Annotated in this window: 16 protein-coding genes; 10 read left to right on the top strand and 6 right to left on the bottom strand. The window is 56.3% G+C overall.

Going from position 1 to position 23496, the window contains the following annotated elements:
• Positions 1 to 66: 66 nt before the first annotated feature.
• Positions 67 to 1212, bottom strand: a complete 1146-nt coding sequence (locus DC28_RS09900; RefSeq protein WP_037548071.1) for a hypothetical protein — start codon at positions 1210 to 1212, stop codon at positions 67 to 69.
• 299 nt (positions 1213 to 1511) lie between these two features.
• Here DC28_RS09900 and DC28_RS09895 point away from each other — a divergent pair, with 299 nt between their 5' ends.
• On the top strand, positions 1512 to 2618 hold the full coding sequence (locus tag DC28_RS09895; protein WP_037548070.1) for an aminotransferase class IV: 1107 nt from the start codon (positions 1512 to 1514) through the stop codon (positions 2616 to 2618).
• An 88-nt stretch (positions 2619 to 2706) separates the two neighbouring features.
• On the opposite strand, the gene flcA is transcribed toward DC28_RS09895, so the two are convergent.
• Entirely contained in the window at positions 2707 to 6588 is a 3882-nt protein-coding gene (gene flcA / locus DC28_RS09890) for a periplasmic flagellar collar protein FlcA (RefSeq protein WP_037548069.1), read from the bottom strand.
• Between the two features lie 90 nt (positions 6589 to 6678).
• Here flcA and DC28_RS09885 point away from each other — a divergent pair, with 90 nt between their 5' ends.
• The 3 genes from DC28_RS09885 (at position 6679) to DC28_RS09875 (ending at position 9199) form a co-directional block, all read left to right on the top strand.
• Positions 6679 to 7539 carry a hypothetical protein gene (locus DC28_RS09885; RefSeq protein WP_037548068.1) on the top strand — a complete coding sequence of 287 codons (861 nt, stop codon included), beginning with the start codon at positions 6679 to 6681 and terminating at the stop codon, positions 7537 to 7539.
• Between the two features lie 4 nt (positions 7540 to 7543).
• The gene (locus tag DC28_RS09880; protein ID WP_037548370.1) at positions 7544 to 8185 is read left to right on the top strand and encodes a pyrimidine 5'-nucleotidase; all 642 of its coding nucleotides are present in this window, start codon (positions 7544 to 7546) and stop codon (positions 8183 to 8185) included.
• A gap of 78 nt (positions 8186 to 8263) precedes the next feature.
• On the top strand, positions 8264 to 9199 hold the full coding sequence (locus DC28_RS09875; RefSeq protein WP_037548067.1) for a lysophospholipid acyltransferase family protein: 936 nt from the start codon (positions 8264 to 8266) through the stop codon (positions 9197 to 9199).
• 74 nt (positions 9200 to 9273) lie between these two features.
• Here DC28_RS09875 and DC28_RS16445 read toward each other — a convergent pair whose 3' ends face one another.
• Both DC28_RS16445 and DC28_RS09865 read right to left on the bottom strand, forming a co-directional pair.
• The gene (locus tag DC28_RS16445) at positions 9274 to 10233 is read right to left on the bottom strand and encodes a GNAT family N-acetyltransferase (protein ID WP_156104651.1); all 960 of its coding nucleotides are present in this window, start codon (positions 10231 to 10233) and stop codon (positions 9274 to 9276) included.
• On the bottom strand, positions 10202 to 11962 hold the full coding sequence (locus tag DC28_RS09865; protein ID WP_052078732.1) for an aminoacyl--tRNA ligase-related protein: 1761 nt from the start codon (positions 11960 to 11962) through the stop codon (positions 10202 to 10204). The genes DC28_RS16445 and DC28_RS09865 overlap by 32 nt, the downstream gene beginning before the upstream one ends.
• Before the next feature lie 216 nt (positions 11963 to 12178).
• Here DC28_RS09865 and eno point away from each other — a divergent pair, with 216 nt between their 5' ends.
• From eno to DC28_RS09830, 6 genes are all read left to right on the top strand, one after another.
• Positions 12179 to 13474, top strand: a complete 1296-nt coding sequence (gene eno, locus DC28_RS09855) for a phosphopyruvate hydratase (RefSeq protein WP_037548065.1) — start codon at positions 12179 to 12181, stop codon at positions 13472 to 13474.
• Positions 13475 to 13706: 232 nt separating this feature from the next.
• Positions 13707 to 15029, top strand: coding sequence for a pyridoxal phosphate-dependent aminotransferase (locus DC28_RS09850; RefSeq protein WP_037548064.1), 1323 nt, complete (start codon positions 13707 to 13709; stop codon positions 15027 to 15029).
• A 102-nt stretch (positions 15030 to 15131) separates the two neighbouring features.
• Positions 15132 to 15749, top strand: coding sequence for a hypothetical protein (locus tag DC28_RS09845; protein WP_037548063.1), 618 nt, complete (start codon positions 15132 to 15134; stop codon positions 15747 to 15749).
• 392 nt (positions 15750 to 16141) lie between these two features.
• Complete coding sequence (gene malQ / locus DC28_RS09840) at positions 16142 to 17668, top strand: 4-alpha-glucanotransferase (protein WP_037548062.1); 1527 nt, start codon at positions 16142 to 16144, stop codon at positions 17666 to 17668.
• A 25-nt stretch (positions 17669 to 17693) separates the two neighbouring features.
• A complete protein-coding gene (locus tag DC28_RS09835) occupies positions 17694 to 19019 on the top strand; it encodes an alpha-amylase family glycosyl hydrolase (RefSeq protein ID WP_037548061.1) in 1326 nt (441 codons plus the stop codon).
• 165 nt (positions 19020 to 19184) lie between these two features.
• On the top strand, positions 19185 to 19775 hold the full coding sequence (locus DC28_RS09830; protein WP_037548060.1) for a 2'-5' RNA ligase family protein: 591 nt from the start codon (positions 19185 to 19187) through the stop codon (positions 19773 to 19775).
• Positions 19776 to 19838: 63 nt separating this feature from the next.
• On the opposite strand, the gene DC28_RS09825 is transcribed toward DC28_RS09830, so the two are convergent.
• Both DC28_RS09825 and DC28_RS09820 read right to left on the bottom strand, forming a co-directional pair.
• On the bottom strand, positions 19839 to 21125 hold the full coding sequence (locus DC28_RS09825) for an arginine deiminase family protein (protein WP_037548059.1): 1287 nt from the start codon (positions 21123 to 21125) through the stop codon (positions 19839 to 19841).
• A 175-nt stretch (positions 21126 to 21300) separates the two neighbouring features.
• Positions 21301 to 23382: an alpha-glucosidase gene (locus DC28_RS09820; protein ID WP_052078731.1), complete on the bottom strand. Its 2082-nt coding sequence runs from the start codon at positions 23380 to 23382 to the stop codon at positions 21301 to 21303.
• Positions 23383 to 23496: the final 114 nt, after the last annotated feature.

Below are 23496 nucleotides of genomic sequence, written 5' to 3'. Positions count from 1 at the left end.
GGGTAACAAAAAAGGCTGCCCCGCACCAGGCAGGACAGCCTCACAAGAACCTAACTAAGGTCTAACTTAGAAAGAAACCTTGGTTTCGAAGGTGATAACACCGCTGTCGTCTCCGAGATCGGTGCTCACATACTTCAGGGTGAAGGTGGTCAGGTCGATAACAGCCATGCTTACACCAACTTCAAGAGCGTTTGCAGCAGCAGTGTGCTTGAACTCAGCATAGGGATCGATGTCGCCCAGGTCGAAGTCGGCACGTACACCGAGACCGAGATTTTCAAGATTAGCCATTTCGAATACTACCAGGAGGTCTACAACAGGAATCAGGGCTCCGTCGAAGAAAGATGCAGTAAGGTCAATGCCCATGGGATCGGCACTATCCATACCGAATCCTACAGTAAGTCCTTCTTTGAACTTAGGATCATCAGCACCGAAGGCTTCTTTTTCGCCGTCGCCAAGCTTCAGAGCAAGACCGGCACCAAGCTGCCATGCATTGGAGGAGTTGAAATCAAATCCAACAAGGATGGGAACGATGCCCAGGTCGTAACCGGCCTTAATACCCAAGCCCCAAGTATTATTTTCCAACTCGAAATTGAAGGCAACTTCAGCGGTCAGGTTTTCAACAGCGGTAAGGGCAACACCAGCGTAGAAGCTGTAGTCGTTATCAGTATTCTTGTCAGCAGCAATCCAGTCATATGCAGAGCTTACGCCCAGATCAAGGGTAGCGGCGCCGAAGTCGAAACCGATTCCAAGACCCTTGTGCTCTTCTGCAACAGCTTCAGAAACATCAGCTACAACAGCAGATTCGATCTTGAGTCCGGGATTGATTCCCATACCGGTAGAAGCCTTGTTCACGGTCTTGTCGAGACCGAGGATGTTCAGGCTGATCATGTCGGTCAGGTTCAACTTAGCAGCGTCTACAGAAGCCCGGAGGGTAAAGTTACCGTCATCGGAATTACCCATAGCATCAAACTTCAGGGTGATGAACCCGGTGGGAGCACCTTCGCCCTTAGACTCGGTGGTATCCTCGGGTACCAGGGTGATGGTCAGCTTTGCCTCATTGGCATTTGCAAGACCAGTTGAGGTATCGTTCAGGTCGATACCAAAGGTAACAGACGCGTTTCCTTCGATAGCAGCAGTGGGCACCACATCAACAGCGAATGCGCCAGCGCTTACCAGAAGAAGAGCAGCAAGTACGAGAGTTAACTTCTTCATTTAAGTTCCTCCTTGAAGGTTGCGGGGCTGAGGCCTACGGCCGTCAGGGTTTCCCCTTATTCTTAGGATTTCTGAATCAGTATAGCAACCAGCTGAATTTACTGTCAAGTTTTTTAGCTAGGGGCGCCCCGGGGTAATTGATTAGTATTCAGTTATAGCCGCTGTTTCAATTTTCACAAGTTGTCTACTTTTAGATACAGCAGGATGGCAATACGGCATCATACCGGCCGAGGGCGGGGAGCGAGGATTGACCTGTCTTCGGGGTACGCCGTAATATGGAGGTCCTAAGGAGGATTGAGATGGCTGCAGGTTTTACCCTAAGTGTGTACCCCTGGGTGTACAAGGCGAAGTATGACGGACAGGGCTGGGTGGAGGAATTCCAGGAAAAGCCACACCGCACCCCCGAAGAAGAAGCACGGATGGGAGACAGCGACCGGGCCAGCCTGCTTTCACTGCGCAACAGCTTTCCCGATCTTCCTCTAATAAATTACACCAGCCAATACGGCATGGGCTGCTTTGAGGGCCTCAAGGCCTACCCCCAGCCCGGGGGCGGATTGAAGGTGTTCCGCCCCGACATGAATGCATCCCGCTTCGAGGCCTCCATGAAGGGGCTGAAAATGCCCGGCTACCCCGGGGACCTCTTCGAGAAGGCCGTCATCCAGATCGTGGCCCGAAATGCAGCCCTGGGGTTCCGCCCCGAGTACTGGAAAGAATGGGAAGCCAACCACTTCGTTACCGCCGATTCGGTGTATCTGCGTCCCTTCTCCCTGAGCGAGGGCGGCATCGGTTTGAACCTGAGCTCCTTTCCCTGGGTTGTTATCGCAGCCACCCCGGTGGGCAGCTACTTTGATCCCGATGCCAATTCTAAAGCGATTACCACCGACATGGTCCGGGCAACACCCAACGGCACCGGTTGGATAAAATGCAATGCCAATTACGTGATCCCCACTCTGGCCAAGAAACAGGCCATTGCCCAGGGCTACATGGAGGCGGTGTTCCTCGATTCCCGGGAGGGCCGGTTTATCGAAGAGGGATCTAGCTGTAATATTTTCTTCCGACTGAAGGACGGCACCCTGGTAACCCCTGCAGTAGAAGACCGGATTCTCAATGGTATTAACCGTCGATCGGTTATTCAGCTGGCTCTGGACAAGGGAGTAGCGGTGGAAGAGCGCCCCATCAGCATAGACGAGGCCATGGAAGATGGGCAGGAGTGTTTTGTAACCGGGACCGCCGCAGGGGTCAGCTACATCGAATCCCTGACCCATCAGGGGAGAACCTCGGTATTCAACCAGGGTAAAATGGGCGACCTAACCCTCGATCTGCTTAAGACCCTCAAGGGGATCCAATACGGGGCGGTGGAGGATGTTCATTCCTGGATGGTGGATGTACCCCTGGAGCGTGAATAGGTACGGAAATGCCGGGAGCTGCCCCCCGGCATTCGAATCACCCTAGAACAAAAAAACCAACCCCCAGAACAACCGGCAACCCGCCGGCCTAGAATACCTCTGCCTGAAGATCCTTGCGCAGGTCGGGATCCAGGAGCACCTGATCCTCGAAGCCGGGCACCAAGACGGAACGCAGGTTCAGGTAGGCAACACTCCGGGTATCGGCCCGCACCGCCGTATCCAGGTCGCGGTTCAGATTCTCCGAGAGCTCGGTGGCCTTGGAGAAGTAGTACTGGGCCTCCACCTGGTGCTGCCCACGCTGGGGGCCGGCCATAAGAGCCAGGTGATGGAGGGCTGCTCCAAGATTGTTGTAGGTCCGGATGGTAAAGTCGATGAGCCCCCGGTGGGTAGAGTCCTCCTGTACGAGGAAGGTAGAGATACGGTCCCGTTCCTGGACGAGGCGGTTGGCGAGGATCCGGTAATGGGCCACCGCGGCGGGGTAATTTCCCTGTTGGTAGTAGGTGTTCGCCTTGGCGTAGAGCAGATTGTTATTCCGGGTTAGGGTCGAGCCTTCGGCCTGGTTGAAATAATCCAGGGCATCGGTGAACTCTTCTTGCAGGTAGTAGATGTATCCTATTTTATACGATAGATCCCGGCGCAGCAGGGTCATTTCCGGAAGCTCGGACTGGCCGAAGCCGTTCTGCCGGGCCTGGAGGAAAAACTGCAGGGCCGCTGGGTAGTCGTTGCCCTGATAATAATAGAGATCGCCCAGGTTGGCGTAGATCTTTCCGTAATCGTGGGCCGGTTGAACCCAGGCGTTATCCCGTGCGCGCTCGTAGAGGGCGGCTGCCTGGCGGTAGTATTGCTCGGCGGAGAGGTTGTTTCCGGTTCGCTGGTAACTGACTCCCAGGCGGGTGTGGGTGTCTATTTCCTGGGCCGCCTCGAACTGGTTCAGGGGGCGGTTCTCCCGGGTTTGGGAAAACAGTGTCTCTGCGCTGTTCAGGGCTTGGAGCTCCAGGTCGTATTTTCCCTGCTCTGCGAACACCCGGGATAGATTATAGTGGGCCTCGGGAATCCGCGGATCCTGTTCGATGGCGGCTTGGAGAACCTCCTGGGCCTCCTCCAGTAGGTCAGGGAGGGTCAGGAGCAGGCGCTCTTCGGTGGAGATTTCCCGGCCCTCAAAGGGATTGCGTTCCCCGGAGAGGTGGCGATCGACGTAGAATCCCCCGAGCTCCGCATAGATGCGCGGGTTTACCGAGGCCCGGGGATCCAAGGCGAAGACCTTGTGCAGCTCAAAGGCCCCGGGAAGGTTGTCGGTACGGATAAAATAGAGCATGAGGCGATAGAGGAGCTGGTCGGTTTGGCCGTACACGTTGGTCAGCCGGACGTAGGCGAACCGTGCCTCGTCGTACCGTTCTTCCTTGGGCTGGGGTTCCCGGGTGTACCGGGCCCATTCCATGTACACATCTCCGTAGGCCAGGAGGGGGTCGAAGTCGTTCTTCGATTTATTGAGCAGGATGGACAGGGTATCAATGGATTCCTGGTAGTCCCGGAGGGTGTAGGCGGCGAAGTCGGCATATTCAAGGATGGCGGTGCGGTTCTCCGGATTATATTCGATGGCCTGGCGGTACTTTTCCTGGGCGAGGCTGTACTGCCGTTTTCCCGAGAATTCCTGGGCGTATTGAAGGAACCGTCCTTCATCGGGCCAGATGGTAAATGCCCGGCCGAACAGCAGGTTTGCCCGGGGATACTGATCCGCCTGAATGTTCTGAATACCCTGGTCGTACAGGCTGGCGGCATAGAGGGGCTCGTAGACATACCGGTAGCCTACAAAGCCCAGGAATCCCACAGCCAGGGTTATGAGGGCGGAGATTCGAATGACCGGCCATATCTTCTCCCGGAACTGATAGGCGAAGGTCTGCTGTTCCCGGGCGAACTCCTCCCCGGTTTTCTTTTCATAGCCCCGGGGAACCTGGATTCTTCGGCCGGTCAGTTTGTTTACATGGGCTGCAATTTTTTTAGCCGATTCGCCGGCAACCAGGGCTTGGATGAGGGCCTTCTGTCCCTCGAAGGGCAGGTCCTGCTTTGTCAGGGCTTCCGCGGTTGCTAATTTCAGGTTAAGGGGCAGGACGGCCAGGGTGGATTTTAATGCCCCGAACTCATCATCGCTGATGCCAAACCCCTGGGCCTCATCGCTGCTGGTGGCCATCCCGAGCTCTTCATCGGGCAGGGGCTGCTCGCCGGGAACAGAAACCTCTTCGTCTCCCAGCAGGCTCTGTTCATCGTCCAGGATTCCGAACTCCGCTCCGAAGTCCCCCATACTGAACTCATCGGAGAATTCCTCGTCACCCCCGAAGCCCTCAGCTCCGAAGGCATCATCAAAATCGGGGGGTTCTTGGGGGGATTCTTGGGCAAAGCTGTCATCCAGGGAGGCCTCACCCGGCTCTCCCAGCTCACCGGGCCCCTCTGATTCTCCGAAATCCGCAGCACCAAAATCGCCATTGCCGAAGTCATCGCTGCCGAAATCGTCAGCGGTAAAGTCATCGGTTCCGAACCCGGCCTGATCAAGATCCGCCAGATCCGATAGATCGTCCAGGTCACCGGCTGTTTCAGGAGTTTGGTCATCCTGGTCGAGATCAGAAAGGTCTGCCAGGTCGTCCGGGGGTTCAGGGGATTCTTCAAGGTCCGCCAGATCAGACAGGTCCTCCAGGTCATCGGGGGATTCGGCAAAATCGTCCAGATCCGCCAGGTCATCGGGTAGTTCAGAGGGTTCATCCAGGTCACCGAAGCTGTCAAGGTCATCCTCGGACGGGGCGGGCTCCCCGATCTCTTGAGGTGGGGCCCCCTGCTCGGCGTCATCCTCTGTCGGCATATCTGCTTCAAGGGAATCCAGGTCGGCTTCGAAATCCGCCCCGGAAAAATCCAGGTCTGCATCGGATCCGAAATCGAATCCGTCATCAGGACCTCCGACATCCAAGCCGGAATCAAGATCTTCCTGGGATGCCAGATCCTCGGGGATGGAGAACTCCGATTCCTCGGAGCTCTCGCCGGTCCCAAGGTCCTCCAGGGCTTCCTGGTCCGAAAAATCAGGCGGGGTCGCAGCCCCTTCGGTATCCATATCAAGGTCGGCGAAATCCGGGATATCAAAACCGTCATCGGAATCCGGTGCCGATCCCTCTTCCAGGTCGGCAAAATCCGGGATTTCAGTTCCAGCCTCTCCCTCAGTTCCGGCTCCGAAATCTATGTCGGTGTCCGGTTCGGGGCCGGTTTCCAGATCCGTGAAATCCGGGAACCCGGTCTCTGCTGATGGTTGGTCGGGCTCTGTTTGTTGGTCTGGCGGCTCTGTTGCTTCGCCCGGCTCTGAAAACTGTTCGCCCGGCTCCGTTGATTGACCGCCCGGCTCGACACGGCCCCCGGGAATCTCATCACCCTGATCGAAAAAGTTCTCGTCTTGGGACGGCGCCTCCTCGAGATCCTCATCCTCCTGGGGGGCAAAATCGTTCAGAAAGTCATCTAGGAGGCTCTGTTCATCCTCCCCTGGGGAATCAGCTTGCTCGGGAGCATCGGTTAGTCCCAGGGCATCAAGATCCAATTCATCGGATTCTGAACCGCCATCATCCGAGGCGAATAAGTCGCCAAAATCAAAATCCGGACTCTGGCCGCCATCCTCTGATGCCTGATCCTCCCCTCCGCCGAGGGTTGAAGAGAGAAAATCGTCCATGCTGGGGTTTTCTTCCCCCTCGGGGGTTGCCGAGGGCTCTCGGTCTTCGGAGGACTCGGCCTTCCCGGAGGAATCAGCAGCTCCGGTCTCCGGAGCGTTGGGATTCTTCCGTACCCGCAGGCGGTTGCGGGAGGCCAGGGCTTGGGCCTGCTCAGGGCTGGGGGGATCAAGGATTTCCACCTCCTCCCCGCGTTCAGCCTTGATCCGGTCTTCTTCACCGGTCTGAATGAGTTGCTGATTGAACTGTTTCAGGTCTTCAATACTAGGCATGCCCGGATGCTCCGTCTCCTCTTGCTCAATTGTCGGCTATTCTACAGTATTCTCAAGGATTCTTGCATATCTGTCGACAATAGATTTCGTATGAAACACCTGTTCCTACCGGTCTGTATCTACCATCGGCGCCGAACACCGACCCTAATTGCGGCAATGCTCGTGCTGATAACCGGCACCCTACCACTGTTTTCTCAAGCAGAACCGGTACAACCCGGAGACTACTCCGCCCTGCCCCGGCAAATGTCCGTTGAGGATCATTTATTTATTCTCGGACTGTCCCGCGCCCAGGCGCCGGTCCTCCGCCCGGAGCAGCAGCAGATCATCCTCACCTATGAGCCCGCCCGGCAGTCCGAAACTGTGGGATACCGGAATCAGATCCAGTACCGGTCCCGGGGGCCGCGCCAGGTAGCAGTAGCCTTCGGGCATGAACAGTACCGGGTCCTCCACGCCATGGATCGCAGCCCCGAGGGCGTATTCTTTTTCTTTTTTGATTACGAAGACAGCCTGCTTTCAGAGATCCGTACCCTGGAGTACCGTTTTGTGGTGGACGGAGTATGGATCAATGATAAAAACAATCCGCACCAGCGCCGCCTACTCAGCGGCATCCAAATATCCCAGGTTCCCCTGCCCCAGGCACCGTTAATTCCCAAGGAAACCCCGGTGGTCTCGCAAACAGGCCCCATGAGCCTCCGGGAGGTCACCTTTCTCTTCGAGGCACCCTCGGGCAGCCTGGTTTACCTCTCAGGAACATTCAACCAATGGGATCCCTACCTCCACCGCCTCAAGGAGATCCAACCCGGGGTATTCAGAATCACCCTGAACCTTCGTCCGGGCACATACTTCTATTATTATGTAACCGGGGGCAGACGGATAATAGATCCACTGAACCCCTCCATGGGCGCCGACGAGGAGGGCATTGCCCTTTCCAAGCTACATATACCACAATAGCCCCATGACCATTGACTACCTACTATTTGACCTGGACAACACCCTGTACCCTGAATCCAGTGGTATGCAGCAGGAAATACACCGCAGAATGACCGCCTATGTAGCCCGGTACCTGGGTATCTCCGAGGAGAAGGCTGCTGAAGCCCGCCGATCAGGATTTTTAAACCACGGAACGACCCTCCGATGGCTGCAATTGGAGCACGGCTTGCGTACCACTGTTGAGTTCCTTGAGCAAGTTCATCCAGAAGATGTTGAGCCCTTTATTCCGGAAAACCCAGCTCTGACCAGCTTCCTCGACAGCCTGCCCTATCCCAAGGCCGTCTTCACCAATTCACCCCATTTCCATGCCCAGCGGGTATTGGAGCGCCTGGGAATCCGGTCATGTTTTACCCACGTTTTCGACATTACCTTCAACGATTTGGAGGGAAAACCCCACCCAGCCTCCTATCGGCGGGTTCTATCGGCCCTAAACGTCCCGGCCGAAAAAACAGTCTTCATTGATGATGCGCCCAGCTATGTTCAGGGCTTCATCGATGTGGGGGGCATAGGGGTTCTTATTGATGAATTCGGACGCTATGGTGATTTGAATGCCCCGCGCATCCCCAGCCTATGGGAGCTTCCCAACCTGCTGACCGGATTACCCTGACCGCCGACTCCCGCCTCCGGAGGACTCCCTTGAAATCCCGACTTTTAATAACAGCACCCTTCGGGTATACTGCAGGACATGCAAACAGTAAAACAGCGGTACGGGCACGTTGCAAAACAGCTCATCGCTAATTCAAAACATTCATCATCAGTAACCAGTGACCGGGTTTTTCAAGAAGCAAACCAAAAAAACCGTAAACTCATCGATGAGGTAGTGGAGGAGCTCCTGCTTCCCGGTAGCCGCATCGAGGGAATTCATGAACTACACCGCCTCTTCGAGCTCGCCCAAGAGGGGAAATCCTGCTTGCTGCTCATGGAGCATTACAGCAACTTTGATATTCCAACCTTTCATTACCTGATTAGCCAGTCTACCCAGGCCGGTCCGAAGGTGAGCAACAGCATCATTCCCATGGCCGGTCTAAAACTCAACGCCGAAAGCGACTTCGTGCGGGCCTTCACCGAGGCATACACCCGTCTGGTCATCTATCCCTCCCGGAGTCTTCAGCCCTACGAGGGCACAGACCAATGGGCCGAGGAAAAAAAGAAGAGCAGACAGATAAACATGGCGGCTCTGCATGAAATGGTCCGGAGAAAACACGACGGATACATCATCCTCCTGTTTCCCTCGGGCACCCGGTACCGTCCGGGCAATGAGGCTACCCGGCGGGGTCTTCCCGAGGTGGATTCATACCTCAGGGCCTTCGATTACGTTCTGCCCGTGGGAATCTCCGGAAACATCCTCCGGGTGAACCAGGAAGGAACCATGGCCGATGACTTTATCACCGAGGATGTGGTAGTTTTCTCCGCCGGAACGATATCATCTGCCGAGGATTACCGAAAACGCGCCCGGGAGGCTGCCTCCCCGGAGGCTCCGGCAGCAGAGGTAAAGCAGGCCACCGCCGACCTGGTCATGGCAGAGCTCAAATCCCTGCATTTCCAAGCCCGAAGCCTCCGGTCAGTCCACCTGCCCGCCAACCATCCCCCGGATGAGGACGGATATACACAGGATAACTGACCCGCCCGTACCGGAATCATCCTGAGCTCGCCAAGGACTGCACCATCCGCCGGCTGCTGCAACAGGCCTAGGGCCTATTCCCCGCAGATCCAAACGGCCGCGGAGGTGCGGAATCCCTGATCCTCCAGAAAGTTTCCCAGGATATCGGCATTACCAGGAAGCTCGAGGATGATCTTCTCCACCGGATCCCGGCATTCAAAGATCTGTCCGATCAGGGCCTTGGCAATGCCTAATCCGCGATATTCTACTAGTACATAGAGTTGCTTGATAAAAAGCCACCGCCGGCCGGGCTGAATCTCTTCATACTGGCCCCAGGCGAAGGCGGCCAGTTCGTTCCCGGGGGTCATCAGGCGCAGCAGGAAGTCGTCCTGGGGGCCCTGCGGGGCTTGGCCTTCGGCATTGGCTTGTGCATAATGGCCGACGGGCTGGGGCCCCCGGAAGCGGTTGTACCAGAACTCAGCCTCCACGGAAGTGGGATAGGCATCAAAGAAGGCTTGGCGGTCCCAGGAGGTAATCTCCTTCCACACAGCATTGGAATCCTCCCCGGAAAGAATGGCCGGCCTGAAATCAAAGTCGTCAAAAACCAGAACCTGGGTATCCTCAAAATCCGGTTCCTCATACTCTATCCCCCAGGTTTCCATGAGATTGGCGTACCAATCCAGCACGACATCCCGCATCTCCTGCTCTTTAAATCGGAACCAGAGACGCTCGACCTCGCGGTGCTCCCGTAGGGTGTCCTTGAATTGTCGAAAAACCCTCCGTCCGGCCTGCAGGATGGCACGGAGCCGCTCCCGGGCAAGGGGGTTGCGAAGGCCCGCTACGAATTTCTCCATGAGATTGTAGCCGTCGGTGCTGGTCCATTCCGGGATGGGAACATACCGTTTTGATTCAGGGTCTTCAAGGATGGTGTCCGTCTGGCCCTCATCGAAGCTCAGAATTTCCCCGGTCTCCATATCCAGGAAAAAGTTCAGTTCCTGGTTTTCCATACCGAACACCACTTGATCAAGTAGTTCTCTGGTTAATCTCACCTGCATGCTGCTGCCTCATTTCTTCTTCGAGTTCCATTAATTCTTCGATTTTCTTCGGGATCTGATGGAAGGGCACCCGGGTTGCCGGACAGAGCCGACGGTGGCCCAACATCACACATCCGTCTTGAAGGCTGGCCGCGCTGAGTACAAGGAGGATGGGTATGCCCAGGCGTTGGGCGTCCTTAAATTTCTTCAGAACGGGAATTTTGCGGTCATCGTACAGCACCACGTCCTGCACCCGGGTGTAAACGTGCCCCGCGATCTGCTGGATGGTGTGTCCCCGGCCCACCACAACAAAGTAGGCCTTAAATGGGGCGATACCCAATGGCCAGAGCAGTCCCCGGGTGTCGGTGTTAGCCTCGGCAATGGATGCCATGAGGCGGCCGATACCGATGCCGTAGGAGCCGAGATGGGGGTAGATGAGGCCGCCCCGGGGGTTTGGCAGGGAGAATTCCATCCGGCGGCTGAAGCGTGAGCCCAGGCGGATGAGATGGGCCAGCTTGGTGACCTTTTCGATCCGCAGCTCACCGCCGCAGTGATAACACCGGCAGCTCTCATCCACCCTGGCGATATCCCCAACCAAATCGGTGCTGTAGTCCCGGCCGAAGTTGCTGTTCACCCACAGTTTGCCGTCTTCGTTACCCCCGATTACCAGATTTGTGGAATCAGCCATAACGGAATCGGCCACTGTCCGTAGACCGGCGGCTGTCTTGATCTCCTCGGATAATCCCAGGGGGGAAAGGTACCCCGGCTTGAGCCCTAACTCAAACAGCTCATCCTGGGTCGCCTCCCGGATAACCGGCTCATCCAATACCCGGCTGAGTTTATCCAGGCTGACCATTTGGTCCCCCCGGAGCACCGCCATGGCAAATCCCCCCATGGTCAAAAAAACCTGGCACCGGGTTAACCGGTACCGTGGTACCCCGAGACTCCTATGTAACTCATCGAGACAGGCATCGCCGGTATGCTGCACCGGCTCCAGAGCAAGCAGCTTTCCGGTCCGATTCTTAAACAAGCCCACTGCCACATCCTGATTGGCCGCATAATGACAGGACTGACAGATCACCACCCGATGTTCCCCCCCTCGAAAGGGCATCAGAAATTCGTACGAACCGGCTCCGCCAAGAAAGTTCGCAGCTCCCTCAGCAACGAATACCGCGATGCCGCAACGCCGGAATATCCGGTGAAAGGCTGCAAAAACCCGGGGGAAGAAATTATTCAGTCCCGCATAGGAGGGATGAATACTAAATCCGTCGCCCATGATAAACTCACGCCCCCGAACCAGTCCTGATCCGGGATGACTTCCGTCTTCATCCCTGAACTTGAGCTGGATTTGATAGAGAAACCGAGGCAGCTGCTCCGGATCGGTTATCACCTGGCGGATCAATGCCAACAGGGCTTCCTCATGGCTGGGAGCAAGCACCAGGGAATTATCACTCCGGTCCAGGAGGTAGGTCAGTTCCTCCGAAGCCACAACATCACGCCCGGTTTCAGACCAGAGCCCCGCGGGGGTCACCAGGGGAAGTAAAATCTCTTCCCCGTCCAAACCCTGAAATTCGTCCCGGATTATCTCCTCAATATGCTTTACCACCCGCAATCCCATGGGCATAAACGCGAAGAGACCCCGGCCGATGTCCCGAACGTAGCCGCCATGGAGCAGGCCCATCATGCCCCGGGAAAACCCGCTGTCGTAGGGAGCTTCGGTGTCTTGGATTAGGATACGGGTGTACTTCATGTACCTGTATTGTAGGCTGGGATTGAACCCGGGTCAATTCTGGGCGGTCCCCCAGGAAGAGAATGGGGTTCAATTACGGAAAAACCGAACCCCCATCCCAGCCCCCGCCGGAAGCCTAGTTCCCCCACCCCAAGGAGAATGCCTCCGTATTGACATTAGCCCCCCGAACAGCCATAGTAAAAAGACCCTCAAACCCGATATATATAGGAGAAAATAATGAGCTTAATTGAATACGTTGAAGCGCGTGAAATTCTAGACTCCCGAGGAAACCCCACCATCGAGGTGGACGTTGTCCTGGAAGACGGATCCTTCGGCCGGGCCGCAGTTCCCTCAGGAGCATCCACCGGCGAGTTTGAAGCCGTAGAGCTTCGTGACGGCGATAAGGGCCGTTACCTCGGCAAGGGCGTTCAGAAGGCTGTGGAAAACGTGAATAACGTTATTGCCGCGGAAATTGAAGGCCTGGATGCCCTGGATCAGGTGGAAATTGACCGTACCATGATAGAACTGGACGGAACTGACAACAAGGGAAAACTCGGCGCGAATGCCATTCTGGGTGTCTCCATGGCCGTGGCCGTAGCTGCAGCCGAGTATACCGGACAACCCCTCTACCGATACCTTGGCGGTGCATACACCACCACCCTTCCGGTACCCATGGCGAACATCATCAACGGCGGAAAACATGCCGACAACAAGGTAGATTTCCAGGAATTCATGGTGGTACCCTACGGCGCTGAAACCTTCCGGGAAGCCATGAGGATGACAGCTGAGGTTTTCCACAACCTGAAGAGTATTCTGAAGAAGGACGGCCACAACACCGCTGTGGGCGATGAAGGGGGATTCGCTCCCGACATCGACAATGACCAGGCCCTGGAATACATCGTAAAGGCCATCGAAAAGGCTGGTTACAAGCCCGGAGACGACTTCGGTATCGCCCTGGACTGCGCCAGCTCCGAGCTCTTCGACGAAGGTGGCAAGAAGGGCTACAAGTTCTGGAAATCCAACCCCGATAAGCTCTTTACCGCCGATGAAATGATCGAAATCTACACCAAGTGGCTGGACACCTACCCCATCGTCTCCATTGAAGATCCCCTGGATCAGAATGACTGGGAAGGCTATGCAAAGATGACCAAGGCCCTGGGGAACCGGGTTCAAATCGTTGGCGATGACTTCTTCGTAACCAATCCCACGCGTCTGGCCAAGGGCATTGAAATGGGTGCATGTAACTCCATCCTGATCAAGGTGAACCAGATCGGAACCGTAACCGAGACCATCGAAGCCATTGAAATGGCCCACCGTGCCGGTTATACCTCAGTCATCAGCCACCGCTCAGGCGAAACCGAGGATACCTTCATTGCAGACTTGGCCGTAGCCCGGGGTACTGGGCAGATCAAAACCGGTTCTATGAGCCGGACCGATCGGGTCGCTAAGTACAACCAGCTCATGAGAATTGAAGACATGCTTGAAACCACTGCAGAATATCCTGGTAAGAAGGCATTCCGGAGCATCCGCTAACTGATAGGATCACGGTGCAAGCTTCAGACCAATCAATGCACCGACGGAACAACCTGTAACCTGCAGAACCTAACCGTTCAGCCCCCGGGCTGGACGGTTTTTTTTTGCCCCAGGTACTCGCGTTGCCCCCGGTGCTTGCGTTGCCCCGGGAAGCACCCCTCAGCCCCTGCGGTATTCCACCCAGGAAGCGGCCCTCCACACCCCGGGGTCAAACCCGGTATACTCCCGGCATATGAACGGTAAAAACCCCCTACACCAGCTCCTGGACCAGCTAACCGCCCAGGGTACCCATATCATTAATCTGGTGGACAGCAACTTCCACGACAACGGGTTAGTCCCCGACCCGGATCTGCTCGCCCGGGAAGCTGCGTCCTACTTTACCCATCGCCGGTACAACCCCGATCCCCGGGGAAGCATAGAAGCCCGCCGGGCCATCGCACGCTTCTACGCCCGGGAAGGAATCACCCTTCACCCGGACCGCATCCTCATCACCGCCTCGTCCAGCGAAAGCTACACCCTGCTGTTCACCCAGTTGGCCGACCCCGGAGACCGTCTGCTCCTCCCCCTTCCGGGCTACCCGCTCTTCGAGGAGCTCGCAAGTTTCGCCGGCCTGGAACCCGACTACTACCCCTTGGAACCCGACAGGGGATTCCGCCCGAACCTCTCAGTCCTGGAGAGCCTCATCCAGCCCACAACCCGGTTCATCCTCCTCATCAGCCCCAACAACCCCACCGGCGCCGTCCTGGGCCGCCGGGATCTGGAAGACATTTTAGAATTGGGAAAAGAATACGGAATCATGATCATCTTTGATGAGGTGTTCAGCTCCTTTCTCTACGGTGATTCGAATGCCTGTGATCCCCCATCCCCGGGTGAACCCCTCCCTGACCCTACCCTTCCGTCGCTTCCCCGTCCCCTATCCCTGGATACCCCGGTTCCCAGCTTCACCATCAACGGCATCTCGAAGCTCTGTGCCTCCCCGGATCTGAAGCTCAGCTGGCTAGTGGTGCATACCGGCGGGACCGCGCCGGCAGAGCCCCCCCAGCCCCCTGGGACGCCGACACCGAAGCCTACACAGGGCTATCCTGAGGACACGCCCCTCCGACAGGATGACTTTTTACCCCTCGATCAAATCCTCCAGCGGCTTGAAACGGCGAATGATGTCTACCTAAACTGCTCAAGCCTCTCCCAGGCCCTTCTGCCCGGCTTGTTGGCACAGGTCCATCAGGACGGGGGTATAACCCATCGGATTGTACGGCTATTGCAGCAAAACCGGGAAACCCTGCTCACGACCCCCGGTATCGATTCTCTGCTTCCCCACCAGCCTCAAGGAGGCATCCACTGCATCCTTGCAGTACCGGCCTGCCAGGGAGACGATGAGGGCCTTGCCCTGGATATCCTCAGTACCCTCGGAATTCTCGTGCACCCCGGATACCTGTACGGCATAGACGACTACCCCGCCCTGGTCATTACCCTGTTAAAAGACCCGGCGGTGTTTAAACCAGCCATAGAGAGTCTGGTGTCCTATCTGAGAACCCTGGGAGATGCTAATAAATAAGCGTGAAATCCTATCCTCCCTGTATTATCATTGCCATGGGGGTGGGTATTCTTAAAATCCAGGAATATCCACAAAATATCACAACATAAAGGAGTTGGAAGTATGAAGGATTTACGCGTAGGCGATGTAATTAGTAACGCCCTAACCCGGGGAATTCAGAACCTCGTACCCATTCTGTCAAACGCCGTGTTATGGGTACTCACCATCTGGATCCCATACATCAATGTTGGAACGACTATCGGGCTTGTAGTGGGGTTGCCCGCCAAGGCGGCGAGAAACGAACCGATTTCGTATACCGAGATCTTTAATCCCCGGTACCGAAAGTACATGGGCGATTATTTCCTGGTTACCGCCTTCGTATGTCTTGGAACCCTCATTGGGACAAGCTTCCTCCTGGTTCCTGGAATTATCCTGTCCTTCGCATGGCTCTTCGCACCCCTATTGACCGTGGATCAGGGAATGTCTCCCCTGGCGGCCATACAAATGAGCAATAACCGGACCTATGGCCAGAAAAAAACAATCTTTCTGACGTATCTGGTTATCGCCATTATCTCCGGAGCTATCACCGGTATTTTGGGATATATCGCCGGCGCCATTCTCGGCGAGGCCGTTGCAGGAATTGTAGGATTTTTTGTAATGCTCTTCACCGTTTCCTTTTCGATTTCGGCCCAGGGCTACCTCTACGCGGTGCTGTGCTTGGAGGAAAATCCCGAGGATTAAGGGCGGCCCGGTTTGGCAGGGTATCTATGGCCTGCAAACCGTCGGAACCGGGTCCTCGGCCCCTGCGCCCCGGGTATGGGGACGAAACGCCTCGTATGTGCATCAGAGCCTGGCAAATCACCCCCGCACCCCGGGTATGGGGACGAAGGGCTGCAGTTCCCCCCGGGACTGCAGCTTTTTTATGCCCCGGGGGTGAATCAGCCCTGATCAGTTGTTTACCCGGCATTCCGGGGAACCAGAGGCATTCGAATCCCTTTACCAACGAGGCTCCCTACACTCTGTTTTGCAATTGCCTCCCATATTCCCATGAATTTTTTCTTGACTAAACCGGTTTACACCCCTACACTGACACTACTACCTAATAAGATAAACCCCCGCTAAGGAGGAGGCGTATGTCTACGCAAGCGTTCAAACGGGCCAGCGGTATTCTGCTGCACCCCACGAGTTTACCCGGAAACTACGGGATCGGAAGTCTTGGAAGAGAAGCATATCAATTTATTGACACCTTGGTGTTGGCCAAACAATCCATTTGGCAGATCTGCCCCCTGGGACCTACAGGATACGGTGACAGCCCGTACCAGTGTTTTTCAGCCTATGCCGGAAATCCCTACCTCATCGATTTGGAGGATCTGGTTTCCCAGAAACTTCTCCAACGCAGTGAGCTGGAGAAGTTGAGCCACCTGCCTCAGGATACTGTGGATTTCGGCGCGCTTATTCCCTTAAAGCTGGATGCCCTGAGAAAGGCGTACCAGCGTTTCGTTGAAAAAATCCAGCGATCCGATGCCTCGAGTCGGTTGGCAGCCGAACGGTTTAATCGGTTCTGCCACGAAGAGAAGGATTGGCTGGAGGATTTCAGCCTCTTCATGGTGATTAAGGATAAATTCGGAGGCGTCAGCTGGGATCAGTGGCCCGAGGAGTTCCGGAAACGGGATTGGGCTGCCCTGGACGCGGTACGCTCCGAGCGTGGTGACGAGATTCAGTTCCACAAGTTCATGCAGTTCGAGTTTTTCACCCAGTGGAGGGCGATACGATCCTATGCGAATAATAACGGGATCAAGATCATCGGCGATATGCCCATCTTTATCGCCTATGACAGCGCAGATTCCTGGAGCAACCCGGAAATTTTCCTTTTCGACGAGGAGGGACGGCCCACCCACGTAGCAGGGGTACCGCCTGACTATTTTTCTGCCACCGGCCAGCTCTGGGGCAATCCCCTCTACGACTGGGACTATCTGCGGAAAACCAACTTCCGTTGGTGGATTGATGTACTGAAGGATAAGCTCTCCATGTACGATCTGATTCGGATCGACCACTTCAGGGGATTTTCCGCCTACTGGGCGGTTCCCTACGGTGAGAAGACCGCCATTAACGGTTCCTGGATTCCCGCGCCGGGAAAAGAGCTGTTTACGGCGGTTAAACAGGAGATCGGCGATGCCCCGGTAATCGCGGAAGATCTTGGGGTTATTACCCAGGATGTGAAGGAGCTCATCGAATTCTGCGGATTTCCGGGAATGAAGGTGCTTCAATTCGCCTTTGATTCCGGGGAGGAAAATGACCACCTGCCCCATACCGCTGATCCGAACTCCCTCATGTACACCGGTACCCATGATAATGACACGGTGACGGGTTGGTACACCAACGCGCCCCAGCGGGATCAGGACTATGCCCGGCGGTACCTGAAGTCCGGAAGCTCCAGCGGTAAGGATATTCACTGGGATTTTATCCAGGCGGCCATGGCCTCGGTCTCGTCCCTGGCGGTATTTCCCCTCCAGGATGTTCTGGGTCTCGGCACTGAAGCCCGGTTCAACTTCCCCGGTACCCTGGGTAATAACTGGACCTGGCGTATGAAACCAGGCTCACTCAACCGCCGGTTGGTGGATCGCCTGGCAGATCTGACCCAGCTCTACGGCCGGTATTAACCCAAGCCTCTCTGGAGAGTATTACATGGCATTAAACACCGATTTATCTCTGCGGAATAGCACAATCTATTCCCTGTATTTGCGAAACCACAGCCCGGAGGGAACCCTTCGGGCTGCTCAGGGAGATCTAGCGAGGATCCGGAATCTGGGCACGGACATCCTTTGGCTGTTACCCATCCATCCCATCGGAGAAAAAAACCGCAAAGGATCCGCCGGCAGCCCCTACGCGATCCGGGACTACCGGGGCATAAACCCGGAGTACGGAACCCTGGAGGATTTCACCGGATTCGTGGAGGAAGCCCACCGCCTCGGCATGAAGGTGATGATCGACGTGGTGTATAACCATACAAGCCCCGATTCGCTGCTCTTTGAGCAGCACCCCGAATGGTTCTACCAGAAACCCGGGGGTGGTCCCGGAAACCGGGTCGGGGAATGGTACGACATAATCGATCTGGATTTTTCCAACCAAGACCTCCAGGATTATCTCATTGATACCCTGGAATACTGGCTGTCCCTGGGTGTCGACGGCTTCCGCTGCGATGTAGCGCCCCTGTTGCCCCTGGAGTTCTGGATGCTTGCCCGGGAGCGCTGCGAGGCACGGAAACCCGGAGTCATCTGGTTATCCGAGTCGGTGGAACCCCGGTTTCTCCTGGAGATGCGGAACAGGGGCTACGGCTGCCTGTCCGATGGCGAGATTTACCGGGCCTTCGATGTAGCCTACGATTATGACAGCTTCGATGTTTTCAAACTCTACCTGGAGGGCCGGGCGGATTTTGAGGACTTTATCGATGTCAAACGCAGGCAGCAGTACATCCTACCCGGGAATTACCTCAAGCTGCGGTTCACCGAGAATCACGACCAGGAACGCAGCCGACACTGGATTCCCGATCCTCGGGCCCATAGAAACTGGACGGCCTTCACTGCCTTCGAACAGGGGACCTTTCTGGTCTACGGCGGGCAGGAGGTTGCAGACCCCCACCGTCCGGACCTGTTTGACAAGGATCCTGTCCGCTGGGAAACCGAGCCCGGGTTTGCCGGATTCATCCAGAAGCTTACCAAGGTCCGCCGAGATCCAATCCATTGCCAGGGGTTCTACCAGATTCACCGGACCTCCACCCGGGGAGTAGTGGTTGCCACCTACCGCAATACCGCCGAGGACCTTTCCGTCTCCAGGCTGCGCCTCGGTATCTTCACCCTAGAGGACAAACGAGGAACCCTCGATCTCACCGAGGTACTGCCCCAGGGGCTGCTCAATCTTGAAGCAAAAAACCTCCTGGACGGTGAACCGGTCAGACTCACCCAGGGGAAAACCTCCATCCCCCGGGAACCGGTAATTCTAGACCTCTTGTAATCGGGCCCCTTAAAACCCTACCCGGCGGCCGCCCGCCTTACCGGCTGCCGGGATTCTGGGAATCACCTCCGAAACGACTGCTCTGATTATGCCCTGCCCTCGGTTTCTTCGCGAGTTTTGACAGCTATCCGCAAAATTCCGTTCACACTGTACTATAGTGGAACTATGCGTTGCGCAGCGATAATAGAACCCACATTCAAGGCCCCGGACCTGGCATTCATTGAAGGTATCCGAGAGAAATACGACGGCGATCGGTTCGGATGGATCCCGCCGCACATCACCCTTGTCTATCCTACAGCCTACCTTCCCCCTGAACTATTTCTTCTGGAAATCTCCATCCTCAGTCAGGGAGAGCGCCAATTTCCCCTGGAGTTTTCCCGGGTAATTACCACAAACTGCCAAAACTCCCCCGCCTGGCACGTGTATTTGGTGCCGAACACCGGCTACGAGGCCTGCACCAGACTGCATACCCGGTATTACTCCGATAAATTGGCCGGTCAATGGCCGGAGCATATTTCCTTCGAACCCCATCTCTGTGTCGCCAGGTTTCAGGGTGATGCCGATGATGCCCGCCACCGAGCAGAGGTCCTGGCGGCCCAGTTACACCGCGACCTGCCCCCCATGACTGCCCGAGGGGAAACCCTGCGGATCGTAAAGGTTCAAGATCCCGATGCCGACGATCCCCTGGGCGAGGCATCGGTAGCCCCGGGCCGATCACACCTGGTTGAAATCGGCCGGGTAGTCCTCGACCCCTGAGCGTACCGGGTGTCCGGTCTGGGATGCCATCGCGATGGTGAAGGCCGACCTCAAACCCCGAGCCTACCTTGTGACGGCCGCCCGGGTAAGCGGCATGGTCATACACCGCAGCCCGCCCCCCGCCCGTGCCAGCTCAAGTCCCGGCAGGGTGATGCAAAGGGGGCGTTTCTCCATCAAATCCCTGGAGGAGAGGACCTTCTGATCGCTCATTATTGAAAACCCCGCATGAGCCAGGGTCTGAATTGTGGCGGGATTGTTCTTATAGGCAATCACGAGGCCCTCATCGAGGGAACACACATTGATCCCGGCCATCCACTGCTCTCTCTGCTGGACTGTGGCATCCCCACCACCTCCCCACAGGGGCTCCAGGGGATGTCCGGCCGCTTCCAGGGCTTGAAACACCGAATCATACTCATAAAACCGCGGGGGTTCTCTGTTCTCCCAGGATACACCGGTTACCCGGACACCCCGGACTCCCTCAAAGAGGGGCCGGTACATCAGGGCCTGGGTGGAAGAAACCAAGGTGAACACCATATCAAGATGAATCATGGACCGCTGATGGGGGAGATGAACCAAAATAATCCGATGGGGTACGGGAGGATTCGATTTCCCATTCCGCCGGCTCCACAGGGAAGAAATCAGACTATCAACACCCCGGGGATTTGTACGCTGACTGAGTCCAACCACGATGGTGGATCCATCCAGCACCAGTACATCGCCACCTTCAATGGAGCCGGAGAGCATGTGCATCCTGGGAATCGAGCCGGTATCCGGGGTGATGGATTGGTCATCCAGCCGCCAGGCACCCAGGGCGAGGGCGGTCAGCAACCCCTCCCTCCTCCGCACCGGATGTGCCATGGCAGAAATAAACAAATCCGACCCAATGACAAACCCGGGATCCCGGGTAAAGAATAGATTCGGCAGGGGTGGGAGATCGTGGGTTTCACCGGACAGGTAATCCTCAAGGGTATCACTCCGCTTCTCCCTACCGCCCACGAGCCCCTGAATCAACTCCTCCACCGATGCCTTCATGAGCCAGGTATGAAGCCGGGCTGCCTTGGACCGGTGCAGCCCGGCTAACAGGCCATGATGCACCAGCCATCGCCGGGCCAACCCGCCCTCGTCCCGGAGCTCAACAGCCAACCGATCCCGGATAAAAACCGGCTCGGAAAAGACCTCCATGACCTTTCGAAACCGACGGTATTCCTCCACCATGGGTTCGAAGGGTACCACATCGTAGAACAGGTTCTCCGAGGCGCGATCCGGGGTCATTGCGGCTACCTCCCGGCCCGGGTTATGAAGCAGTACCGACTGGAGACGACCAACCTCATTGGGTATACTCAGGTTCATGGTACTAGTGTACCGGGTATTTCCCGAATAATGGAACTAAATTTCGGATGAATCACCCGAGCCAAGGCGAACCGAGGGCGCAAGGGTTATTACATTGCCCCTCGGCGGCGCTACCCCGGGAGCCGCACCTCAGGCAGTCCTGCCATATCCGGGGTTGCCTAGGGTCGTTTGGTCCCTATCCTAGATACACCCGGCACTCCCAAGGCCGGAGCCTCATTTTTTTGGCAGGAGCCGACCCCAGTACAGGGCGTCCCGTTTCTGGAAGATCATCATCAGAATCAAATTCTCCGCTGTCCCCGCCCAAGGCGGCTGCGAAATCCGCAACACCGGTGGTACCGCCCTGAATGGCCCCGGATTCATCGGGACACAGTCCCCCCAGGGATTCCTCACCGGGCCCGGGGGTCCCGGGTACTGCATAGTTTCCCGCCTCCAGGGAGAAGCCCGATAGGGAACCATCTTTTACAGCCTCAGGCGGTGTATCCAGGTATTCAGCCTGGGAAAGCAGCCGGGGGGATAGGTGGTAATCCGCCTGGGTTCCCGTCCAGTTGATGATGACAAGAGCCAATGTCTTCTCCCCGGCCCGGGGCTGATCCTCGGATTGGACCGGGGAGGAATGCCCCAGTTCCTTCGATCTTGCCGGATCCTCGGTAAAGGCCGGGTCTTCCAGGTACCGGAGGTAACAGATAACCCTGGAGTGGTTGGGATTCACGGGTGCATAGGCGCCGCGACGCAGCACGCTATACCGTTTTCGCAACGCAATAAGATCCCGGTACCACGACAGAATCCCTGCACCACCAATACTTCCTCCGGGTGCATATTCGACACGGCCTGCTAACTCGGCTCCCACGTTAATATGGCGGTTCTGTTGGGGCACAGGAATCCAGGGCTGAACATCGGCTTCACAAAAACCTGCATTAGCCTCTCCTGACCATTGCATAGGCGTCCGGCTATTGTCTCGATTGCGGGTCTGAAACACGGCCATTACCAACTCGGGATCCTCCCCCGATACCAACCCCTCCCGATATCCCCGGAGGGCATGGATATCCCGGTAATCCCCGATGTCCGGGAAATAGGCATTGGGTAGTCCGATTTCTTCTCCTTGGTACATGAAGGGTGTTCCCCAGGAGGTTAACAGCAGGGCCGCTATTGCCTTAGCGCTTTTTCCCCGCAACCACCGGTCATCCCCGAAGGAAGAAACCTGGCGGGGCAGATCATGATTCGAGAAAAACTGGGCATCCCAGGCCCCGGGTTTTAGGGCTGCATACCATTGACTCATCAATCCGGTGAGAGCTGAAGCGTCATTAGGATTTTCCATGTGGACATGGGCAAAATGGAAAATCATATCCAGCTCATTCCGGTCCGAATCAACATACAATCTGGCGGACTCCGGGGTAGTTCCCCCGGTTTCACCCACCGTCAGCACAGCCCTGGGCTGGAATACCCGACGGTTCATCTCCTGGAGGTACGCATGGGTCTCCGGGGTGTTTTTATAGAGGCAAAATCCCCAGGGTTCCTTGGGGACCGGGGCATCGGGCCAGTCTTCCGGCTTCCCGATATGGTGAACAGCATCCAGCCGAAAGGCATCGACCCCACGGTCAATCCACCAATGGGCAATCCGGAACATCTCCTCACGCACCTCAGGATTAGCCCAATTGAGGTCCGGTTGTTTTTTTGAGAAGATATGGCAGTAGTACTCCCCAGTCTGGGGATCAAACTCCCAGGCCTTGCCCCCGAAGTAGCTGTCCCAATTGTTGGGAAGAAACCCTGTGTCTACCCCGGATAGCCGGGGTCCCCTGGCCCGGCCGGCATACCCGCGGCCGGCTTGATCAAAATCGATCTCCTCAAATCCCTCACCGGGCCCCTGGGAGGGTTGTGCCCAGATATACCAATCCCGTTTTGGGTTATTCCGGGAGGACCGGCTCTCCAGAAACCAGGGATGCTCGTCGCTGGTATGGTTCATCACCAAATCCATCATAATCTTCATCCCCCGAGAGTGAGCCCCCCTCACCAGGGCATCAAAGTCATCCATGGTACCGAACTCTGGCATGATGGTCAGGTAATCGCTTATATCGTACCCGTTATCATCGTTGGGGGAATCGCAAAACGGACTCAGCCAGAGTACATCAACACCGAGATCCTTCAGGTAATCAAGCTTTTCAATAACGCCTCCGAAATCCCCGATCCCGTCCCTGTTGGAATCCTTAAAACTCCGGGTATAAATCTGGTACACCACCGAATCTTTAAACCAATCACTCATCTGCTTCTCCTTAAGATGCTTCTGCATTTGTAAACCCGCAAATACTATGAAATACCTCACCCGCCGCTACTCTGCGGTCCATCCGAACCCTAGCCATCCCCTGCTGCTCCGCCA

The organism is Spirochaeta lutea (assembly GCF_000758165.1).
Classification (GTDB): domain Bacteria; phylum Spirochaetota; class Spirochaetia; order DSM-27196; family Salinispiraceae; genus Spirochaeta_D; species Spirochaeta_D lutea.
The sequence above is the reverse complement of the archived record's forward strand: the minus strand, read 5'-3'. Positions and strand labels throughout refer to the sequence as shown.

What these genes read in the sequence shown, in the direction of transcription:
- DC28_RS09900 (WP_037548071.1), bottom strand. Translation starts at nt 1,212, where the DNA reads ATGAAGAAGTTAACTCTCGTACTTGCTGCTCTTCTTCTGGTAAGCGCT.
- DC28_RS09895 (WP_037548070.1), top strand. Translation starts at nt 1,512, where the DNA reads ATGGCTGCAGGTTTTACCCTAAGTGTGTACCCCTGGGTGTACAAGGCG.
- flcA (WP_037548069.1), bottom strand. Translation starts at nt 6,588, where the DNA reads ATGCCTAGTATTGAAGACCTGAAACAGTTCAATCAGCAACTCATTCAG.
- DC28_RS09885 (WP_037548068.1), top strand. Translation starts at nt 6,679, where the DNA reads ATGAAACACCTGTTCCTACCGGTCTGTATCTACCATCGGCGCCGAACA.
- DC28_RS09880 (WP_037548370.1), top strand. Translation starts at nt 7,544, where the DNA reads ATGACCATTGACTACCTACTATTTGACCTGGACAACACCCTGTACCCT.
- DC28_RS09875 (WP_037548067.1), top strand. Translation starts at nt 8,264, where the DNA reads ATGCAAACAGTAAAACAGCGGTACGGGCACGTTGCAAAACAGCTCATC.
- DC28_RS16445 (WP_156104651.1), bottom strand. Translation starts at nt 10,233, where the DNA reads ATGCAGGTGAGATTAACCAGAGAACTACTTGATCAAGTGGTGTTCGGT.
- DC28_RS09865 (WP_052078732.1), bottom strand. Translation starts at nt 11,962, where the DNA reads ATGAAGTACACCCGTATCCTAATCCAAGACACCGAAGCTCCCTACGAC.
- eno (WP_037548065.1), top strand. Translation starts at nt 12,179, where the DNA reads ATGAGCTTAATTGAATACGTTGAAGCGCGTGAAATTCTAGACTCCCGA.
- DC28_RS09850 (WP_037548064.1), top strand. Translation starts at nt 13,707, where the DNA reads ATGAACGGTAAAAACCCCCTACACCAGCTCCTGGACCAGCTAACCGCC.
- DC28_RS09845 (WP_037548063.1), top strand. Translation starts at nt 15,132, where the DNA reads ATGAAGGATTTACGCGTAGGCGATGTAATTAGTAACGCCCTAACCCGG.
- malQ (WP_037548062.1), top strand. Translation starts at nt 16,142, where the DNA reads ATGTCTACGCAAGCGTTCAAACGGGCCAGCGGTATTCTGCTGCACCCC.
- DC28_RS09835 (WP_037548061.1), top strand. Translation starts at nt 17,694, where the DNA reads ATGGCATTAAACACCGATTTATCTCTGCGGAATAGCACAATCTATTCC.
- DC28_RS09830 (WP_037548060.1), top strand. Translation starts at nt 19,185, where the DNA reads ATGCGTTGCGCAGCGATAATAGAACCCACATTCAAGGCCCCGGACCTG.
- DC28_RS09825 (WP_037548059.1), bottom strand. Translation starts at nt 21,125, where the DNA reads ATGAACCTGAGTATACCCAATGAGGTTGGTCGTCTCCAGTCGGTACTG.
- DC28_RS09820 (WP_052078731.1), bottom strand. Translation starts at nt 23,382, where the DNA reads ATGAGTGATTGGTTTAAAGATTCGGTGGTGTACCAGATTTATACCCGG.